This is a genomic window from Colwellia sp. SU-HH01172 (genome assembly GCF_057553355.1).
This window is the reverse complement of the sequence record NZ_BAAJMB010000007.1, coordinates 261,005-269,178: the sequence shown is the minus strand read 5'-3', so window position 1 is coordinate 269,178 and position 8,174 is coordinate 261,005. Positions and strand designations below refer to the sequence as shown.

The window sequence follows — 8,174 nt, the reverse complement described above, 5'->3', positions numbered from 1 at the left end:
CAATAAGGGGCTAAAAATTGTTTGCTAAAATGTTGAGGAACGAAAACAGCAAACTGTTTTTAGTCCTGCTTAATTGGCTTGTTAGGTAACTTTGCATACCCAACTTTAACTTGGTTATTAATATAACTGTCGATTGCCATTTTTAAGGAGCTTTCTGGATTTGATTGGCAGTATGAACCTATTGCTAAAATAAAATTTGTGCCTTCAGGCAAATATTCAGGCGACTTACCTTTTTTAAAAGTTACACCAGTACCAGTTAAATAACCTGCCCACCAATTTTTATACCCAAATTGCATATTTGGATTGTTTTTATTGGCATTGTAGGATGAACATTCCACACTACCAAATACTTGGTTTTCATCAAACACTTCATGCTCTGTTGCTGTAGAAGAAAAAACTACAAACATTAAAATGTGCACAAATCTCATTTAGTTACCTAACGCCCTGTTAAGGGGCAAAATTTAGTTGACTAAAATATTGAGCGGAGCGAAAACAGCCAACTGTATTTTGTCCCGCTTGAACCGCTTGTTATATGCCGTTTTCCGCTAAAGCCTTTAGTTTCTCTAACTTTGGGGCTACATCCTTACCTTCTGAGTTAAAGAAACCCCACGAACCACTTGGTAGAGTTACAAAATCATGTTCTTCCAAATAAATAACATATTCAAGTCCAGTCATTAAACCTACCATGCAGTTTCCTGGGCCGAACGGAAGCTCTTTAACTTTACCTTTTTTAGGAAGATCGCCTTTGTATGACTCGACAAGTTGATATGTTGCTAATATGACCTCAACCTTTTCACCATCATGTATTTCAGTTGCCAACTCTGTAGCAATAATTTTTGCTCTAAATACCTTCTTAGCATCATTAAATATTTCACTATCGGATCTTTCAGGAAAAGAACAAGCAATTGAGTTGAACGAAAAAAGGACTAATATTGTGAGCAGAATTCTCATACGTACCTTAGGCATATAACGCCCAAATAACGAGCTAAAAATAGTGGGCTAAAATGGAGCGGAGCGAACAGCCCGCTGTTTTTAGTCCTTGTTAATTTGCTTGTTAGGTTTCTGGTGCGAGTTCGTACCCCAGATTACGACACATCTCACCAGGAAGAATGTTGGTCGAAAACTCTCCGTTTGCAAATGAAGTAATAACCTTAGGCATTACGAAATATGAAAGGCTTGCCCATACAATTGAAGTTAACATGACTGCAGTACCTACTCTCTTTAGTGTTACATTAACTGCTAGTTGCTCGCCTTTTACGCTAACGCCTACATCTTCTTCTTGGAGCCCAACGCCATTTAAATATAATTGAAATCCTTTTCTCAATGAATAGATTCCTCCGCAAATTAGGAGTAATGACAATAACCCTCGGATTATCATAAATAAAGGTAAATTATCCACCGTGAAAGTCCTTATTTAGTTAAAAGGTACGCTATTTGTTAAAGACACCTAACGCCTCATTAAGAGGAAATTTATAGTTGGCTAAAATGTTGAACGCAGTGAAAACAGCCAACTGTAAATTTTCCTGTTTTAATGACTTGTTAGGTATTCTTGTTAGCCATAACTTGTTTTTTTATTTCTTGGAACGATTGTTCACCAACTTCTCTTTTCGGTATTATGTGCGCAGTAACGGGTGTATTATATATAAACACATGGTCATCATTACATGTAACTCTTGTTAAAGACTCCCAAGTGTTGAAGCTTTTAGAGTTAGCCGTTTTTTCTTTTACCCCTTCAGGAGATAGTGAAATGATGTGTTCACAAAACACCTCTTTTTGTTCTATTTCTTTAGCCATTTTCTTAGGGTAATTTTTATAGCAAAAATATGACCAAATAGAAGAAAAAAGAGCTCCGCCAATACCGCCACCATAAAACGCCGGTTTATCCATAAAAAATGCAAACAATGAGCATGCTATAAGGATGAGCAAAGGCATATAGTAAATACTCCATGCTTTCTTTTTAGCCCATTGCTTATTATTGGATATTACATCTTCACTTAGAGCTAACAGATCATCTAAGTTATTTTTATATGAAATTTGCACCTGACGTCCTTGAATACCTAACAGTGTATTAATGCGCATCTCGGGTTAATACAAATTCAATCGTGAATTTCAGTACATTCAAGCACGCATTTTATTAATAATTTTAGTACGTTACCAGTGATTCCCTCCCTTTTCAATCATTACCTTGACCGACAAAAGTGAGCATTGATATATGTGAGCCGTAGCGCGGCACGTTATATACAAATCAAGAAAAAATATACCAAATAAAAACAGTGCACTAAAGATCAAACTCTAAATATTCGTGCCATTTATAAAATTACATAGTGAGCCATATCCTTGCCTTTTTCGAAAACTCAATTATAACTGTATATAAATACAGGTTTTGGGTTAAGGTTATAGAAATGGAAAAATCACCTTTTTTAGAATTAGTTCGCACTGAACTCAGAACCAGGCGATATAGCTTGAGAACAGAAAAAGTATATTTGCAATGGATTAAAGGCTTCATACTCTTCAATGACAAAAAGCACCCAAAGGATATGGGTAATCATGAAATTGAAAGGTTCTTAAATAATCTAGCAGTAAATCGTCAAGTCAGTGCAGCAACACAAAACCAGGCGCTATGCGCTATCATATTTCTATATCGGTATATCATTAGTCGCGATATTAGTGACTTACGTTATTCTTTTACAAAACGTGAAAAGACAATGCCGACAGTCTTAACGCATGAAGAAGCAACTACAGTCATCAGCCACTTAAATTCAACACATTGGCTTATTGCATCTCTACTATACGGTTGTGGCTTACGAATCAGTGAAGCACTTCAGCTAAGGATAAAGGACATTAATTTGGCAGACAATACCTTATTCATCTTCAGAGGAAAGGGGCGCAAAGACAGATATACTTTGATGCCTAAATCATTGAATTCAGCAATTGAGGAACAAATTAAAAAAGTTAAACGAACACATGACAAAGATCTACGTGAGGGCTTTGGCCTCAGCTCCTTACCCCCATCGCTACTCAAAAAGTATAGTAGTGCGGCTAAAGATATTACTTGGCAATATTTACTGCCTTCTACAACGCGATGTGTGCACCCATACGATGGCTACGTTTGCCGTCATCACATTCATGGCTCTGCATTTAGAAAACAACTAAGGCAAGCGGTATTGAAAAGTAATATTACAAAACGAGTGAAAGCACATACCTTCAGGCATTCTTTTGCCACACAATTGTTAAAAAACGGCTCTGATATTAGGACCGTACAAGAATTACTCGGCCATACAGACTTAAGAACAACCGAAATATATACACATGTTGTCGGTACTCGATTTAGCCATACAATGAGTCCCTTAGATAGAGAGTGAGCTGTAATTATGTTCAAGCATATTAATGAAAGTATTTCATTAGAAGTTATATTTATAATGAATTACTTTATGCCCTTAACTTCCGATTTGTATATGAAGTCATCTAAACTCTAGCTCGCTAAGTGCCCCAAAGCGAGATAGACAAAAGACAATTTAATGATGGCTAGACTCATATTCCTCCACACTATGGATTTCACTAACGACAGCTATAAAATTGAAATAGCTTTTTAGATTTGACCTAGTCTATTGCACAGACAGGTCAAATCTAGTATTAAAAGTACTTACTGCTTTAGTTTAAGAAACTAATTGTGCGATCAATTCCATTTTATCCTGCTTACTCATATTTACGATTAAGTTCTTTATGGACTCAACTTTAGGAGCTAAAGTTATTTTTTTTAAACCTGCATACTCTTCAATCTTGTTCGATATACGAACAGCTGGCTCTCGCAACTCCTCCGCAGTCAAAACTGTATAGCCTGCAGTCACATCATTACGCGCTGTTTTATGGTTTAAGAGACGCTTCATAGTATATGTACCAATTCCGATACTTTCAGCTATTGAACAATAAGTGCGGCGAAGATCGTGCAAAGTAAACGATAATTTTGCTACATCATTAATACGATGAATAATTTTCTTTGGCTCAATCACTCTACCTTTTTTATTTTCAGCACCAAATACAAACTTTGATATTTTATATTGAGCTCGCCTTTCTAGTATTTCGATTAATTTAGGAGTTAACGGCAGCTCTAAACCTGAGCCATTTTTTGTACGTTCTAACCAAAACAAATTATCTTTCAGGTAAACGGCATCCCATTCAAGCTCTAATAGCTCAGTCTTTCTTAAACCTGTAAACGTCATGAACTCAACAAAATCACAAACAGTAACTGTAAAGTTTTCTCTGTACGTCATTGCTTCTGTTCTAATTTGGTCGATAGCTTCAATAAATGGTTTTAATTGAGATGGCTTTAGTCTTGTTTGCTTTCTAGCAACATTATTCCAAGCTCGTTTATCTGAAAGTATTGTGACTGGGTTATGTGGAAATAACGTATAACGATCCGATGACTTATACTCCGATTTAGCAAAATTAAATAGTGCTCTAAGTGTACGCATAGCAAAATCTGCTTGTGCTGGGCTACTTCTAGTGAGATCTGTATGTAGTTTATAAATTGCACCTTCTGTCAGGTCTGCCATCCGCTTATTTAACCAACCTTTAAAATAGCAACGCATCACCTGCTCATACCCTCTAAGAGTCGTATCTCTCAACTCTCGATTTAGTTTATAAGCTCCGTAGACCTCTTTTAATGTAACTCCAGCGGCTCGAAATTGTCTTTTACTATCATTAGGGTTAATACCGTCGGCAATATCTGCCATCGTCTTTCGAGCAAGTTTTCTCGCTTGTTCAATAGATAATGAAGGAAAGTTTCCTAACGTTATTGATAGTGGCGTTGTTTTTCCTGATAGCTTTTTATATACCCTAAATGCCTTCTGCCCTGAAAGAGTAATATCTAATACTAATCCAGGCATTTGGGCATCATAATATCGGGTGCGTTTTTTTGGAGTAGTTAACTTAATAATGGCTTTTTCTGTGAATCTGAAGTGATTATCTTTCATATTCGTGCTACCTCTGTGCTACTTTCAGCTCAAAAACTAATGTGCTGATATACATAATGATTTATGCACGAGAGGTTAAACACAATCAATAACCCGTTGAATAACTTATATAATCAAGTAATTCGACAGATAAATAAGTAAATATAAGTAAGTGTTACAAATAGGCCTCATAATCGGCAGGCCCCCTGTTCAAGTCAGGGAGGGGCCACCATTTCATTGTTCTCCTTTGTTCCAAATCGCCCTACAAGCCAATAAAAACGTTTAAACACCAACTATTTAGTGTTCTCCCGTGTACTTTACCATACGGTGACATTCGTATTTTTTATCCGTACCAGTAAATGACGCTATCCTTGTTATAAACAGAAATAAAAAACCCTAAGCAAGCTTAGGGTTTAATCCACTATAAATTTATAATTTTCTAAAACTTATAGCTTGCCTTAACATATACAAAACGACCTTGACTATTGTGAGTAGTATTCACAAAGCCCATAAAGTCATGATATGTAAATGGCGGCTCTTCATTGAACAGGTTAGTCGCACCTAAACTCAGCGTAGTATTTTCAATACCAATATAGTTAATAGTGGTATCAACCGTTGTCCATGAGTCAATATCCCCCATACCATCCGCTGCCACTGCGGCATCTTGTTTAAATTCGCCAATATAGTTTACCGCCATACTAGCGTTCCAATCACCTTTTACCCATGAGGTGTTAAACGTCCAGCGTACTTCAGGTTGTTCAAAATCACCTTCTTTAGTATCAATGCGCATACTACCGTCAGCGTTAGGGCGAGCATCTTCATATGATAAAACGTAATTTACAACATAAGAAAATTTAAACTCTCCCATATCCGTTTCTAAGCCGTAGTTCGCTTCAATATCTAAACCAGATGTGGTGATATTGCCGATATTTTCAAATTGATCAAATATGCGTACCACTTCACCTGGGTCACCAGCAATAGTAGACGGTAAACGCTCAACAACACTAGGATCATTACCCAAGGTACTGAACTTAAATTGGGTGTCTTTGGTAATAACGTTTTCTATGTCGTAATCATAATAATCTACCGAGAAATCGAAATTATCAGCAATTTCATAGATTAAACCTAAATTATAACTTGTCGACTCTTCAGGACCTAAGTCTGCGTTACCAGATAGCACTGCAGTATATTCTTGTGGCTCACAAGCTTTATTGACATTACCCACAGCATTACAGCGCACAGTATCAACTAAGTTAGGCGATTCATCGGTACTGCCTAAACCTATTTGATGTAACGATGGTGCTCTAAATGCGGTACCATAAGAACCACGTAATGACAGCGATTCTGTTGGTTGCCATATAAAGGCCACTTTCGGGTCGGTTGTGGTGCCAAAATCACTATAATCTTCATGGCGTACTGCCACTTGCACTTCCAAGGTATCAAGTACCGGTATGGCTAACTCGGCAAATACTGAGGTGTTATCACGAGAACCGTTTGCTTGCGTAGCTTCGGTACCAAAAATGTCACCCCGTAAAAATTGGTCATCAGGGTTATCACTGATGGTTTCTTCTCGATATTCAAAACCGACTGCTAAGCCAAGATCACCATGTTCCATCTCCATAACAGAACCACTTAACTTACCATCGAATGATTTACTGGTAGATTTACCAATACGTGAGGTGGTGGTTTCAATAAAATCTAACGCCTCTTGGGTATTTGATGAAGGCTCAAATGGGTTCCACAAGCCGCTGTCAATCGCTTCTTGCACACGACGAGAATTTGGAAAGCCATTTACTCCTCGCTCTGTCGATTCGCTTTTGATGTAGTTGTAAGCCACTTCCCAACTCCAATCATTTACTTCTCCTTGAAGACCGAAAATTGAGCGATAATAATCAGAGGTTACCCGTTTTTCACGATTACCAATATCAACCATACGCCTACGCATAGTTAAATCTTGTTGATAAAATTCATGATCTGGCAAATCAGCAAAGGGGTGATTAACGTTATTGCCAGCCATGAATAATTCGTTAAAGCTTGGGCTACCGGCACCACGAATAGTGGTTTTTGAATGTTGGCCGTTTAATTCAACAAAGCCACGCAAATGATCATTAATTTCATATTTTCCCATATAGATAAAACTCGCACGTTCCGTCGCAGGAACCGAAGTCATCACCGGCGCATAATCATAACGACATAAGTTATAGCCAGTTAAATTTCCATCGCCATCTGTATCTTGGGTAATATCTGCAGTGGGACAAGTATCATTACCCCAAATATCTGCCAAACGTTTACCCGGTGCATCAGCTAATGCAATGGTGCCAGGAAAACCTGAAGAACTTCTAAAGTCAGTTGCAAATGGATCATTAGGTCTTAAAGCCGCTTGATTGGCTGATTTTGAATAATCTCGATCACCATAGAGTATCTCTTCACGATCGAAATAATCGAGTGTAAAGGTATGGCTAGTTTTTTCGGTCGAGTTACCCCAAACTAAGCTGATACTTTTTTCTTCGCCACCACCGTCAGCGGTATCACCATACTTTGCCGAAACTTCTGCGCCATCAATATCATCACGTAATACGATATTTATTACACCTGCAACAGCATCTGAGCCATAAGTAGCAGACGCGCCATCTTTTAAAATATCAACACGTTTAATTGCTGCCAACGGTATATTGTTAATGTCTACAAAGGCGGTATCGATGTTATTAGCAAATGGTGAGACAGACACTCGTCGACCATTAACTAAAATTAACGTGGAATCTGCACCTAAACCACGCAGAGAAACACTCGAACCGCCATTACTGGTGTTATCACTACTGTTTCCTTGAGTAGAAAACGTTCCTTGACCTGCCATAGGTAACTTAGTGAATAAGCCAATAAGATCTGTGACACCAGTATTGGCAATATCTTCGGCACTAATTGATGTCAGCGGAGATGGCCCTTCCATATCCGTTCTTTTGATGTGTGAGCCTGTCACTTCAATTCGTTCAACTTCATCTGCTTCCGCAGCGGTAACAGAGTAGCTTTGCGAAGCGAATAGTGCGGCAGTAATACTTAGGGCGAGAGCATGTTTACGACTATTTAAGACTTTCATATTTCCTTCCTTTTTGCTTTTATAATTATTTGTTTTTTATATTTTTATTCCGTTTACAACATTAAACACTGTTTAATTAAAACAAATCAGCTTGTTTTTTATAACAAATAAAGTTTGGCTTTGACAGA

General features: G+C 37.7%; 7 protein-coding genes. 1 reads left to right on the top strand and 6 read right to left on the bottom strand.

The genetic code is table 11. The features are described from left to right. Nucleotides 1-59: 59 nt before the first annotated feature. The 4 genes from AC27JP_RS17505 to AC27JP_RS17490 form a co-directional block, all read right to left on the bottom strand. Nucleotides 60-428, bottom strand: coding sequence for a hypothetical protein (locus tag AC27JP_RS17505; RefSeq protein ID WP_487117208.1), 369 nt, complete (start codon nt 426-428; stop codon nt 60-62). Nucleotides 429-528: 100 nt separating this feature from the next. Further along, nucleotides 529-951: a hypothetical protein gene (locus tag AC27JP_RS17500; protein ID WP_487117207.1), complete on the bottom strand. Its 423-nt coding sequence runs from the start codon at nt 949-951 to the stop codon at nt 529-531. A gap of 103 nt (nt 952-1,054) precedes the next feature. Continuing rightward, nucleotides 1,055-1,399, bottom strand: a complete 345-nt coding sequence (locus AC27JP_RS17495) for a hypothetical protein (protein ID WP_487117206.1) — start codon at nt 1,397-1,399, stop codon at nt 1,055-1,057. Nucleotides 1,400-1,539: 140 nt separating this feature from the next. Next, complete coding sequence (locus AC27JP_RS17490) at nt 1,540-2,040, bottom strand: YcxB family protein (RefSeq protein ID WP_487117205.1); 501 nt, start codon at nt 2,038-2,040, stop codon at nt 1,540-1,542. Between the two features lie 362 nt (nt 2,041-2,402). Between AC27JP_RS17490 and AC27JP_RS17485 the strand changes: the two genes are divergently transcribed. After that, nucleotides 2,403-3,362 carry an integron integrase gene (locus tag AC27JP_RS17485; protein WP_487117204.1) on the top strand — a complete coding sequence of 320 codons (960 nt, stop codon included), beginning with the start codon at nt 2,403-2,405 and terminating at the stop codon, nt 3,360-3,362. Nucleotides 3,363-3,656: 294 nt separating this feature from the next. Here the strand turns inward: AC27JP_RS17485 and AC27JP_RS17480 are convergent, their stop codons facing one another. Beyond that, nucleotides 3,657-4,973: a tyrosine-type recombinase/integrase gene (locus tag AC27JP_RS17480; protein WP_487117203.1), complete on the bottom strand. Its 1,317-nt coding sequence runs from the start codon at nt 4,971-4,973 to the stop codon at nt 3,657-3,659. 418 nt (nt 4,974-5,391) lie between these two features. Beyond that, a complete protein-coding gene (locus AC27JP_RS17475) occupies nt 5,392-8,046 on the bottom strand; it encodes a TonB-dependent receptor plug domain-containing protein (protein ID WP_487117202.1) in 2,655 nt (884 codons plus the stop codon). Nucleotides 8,047-8,174: the final 128 nt, after the last annotated feature.

What these genes read in the sequence shown, in the direction of transcription:
- AC27JP_RS17505 (WP_487117208.1), bottom strand. Translation starts at nt 428, where the DNA reads ATGAGATTTGTGCACATTTTAATGTTTGTAGTTTTTTCTTCTACAGCA.
- AC27JP_RS17500 (WP_487117207.1), bottom strand. Translation starts at nt 951, where the DNA reads ATGAGAATTCTGCTCACAATATTAGTCCTTTTTTCGTTCAACTCAATT.
- AC27JP_RS17485 (WP_487117204.1), top strand. Translation starts at nt 2,403, where the DNA reads ATGGAAAAATCACCTTTTTTAGAATTAGTTCGCACTGAACTCAGAACC.
- AC27JP_RS17480 (WP_487117203.1), bottom strand. Translation starts at nt 4,973, where the DNA reads ATGAAAGATAATCACTTCAGATTCACAGAAAAAGCCATTATTAAGTTA.
- AC27JP_RS17475 (WP_487117202.1), bottom strand. Translation starts at nt 8,046, where the DNA reads ATGAAAGTCTTAAATAGTCGTAAACATGCTCTCGCCCTAAGTATTACT.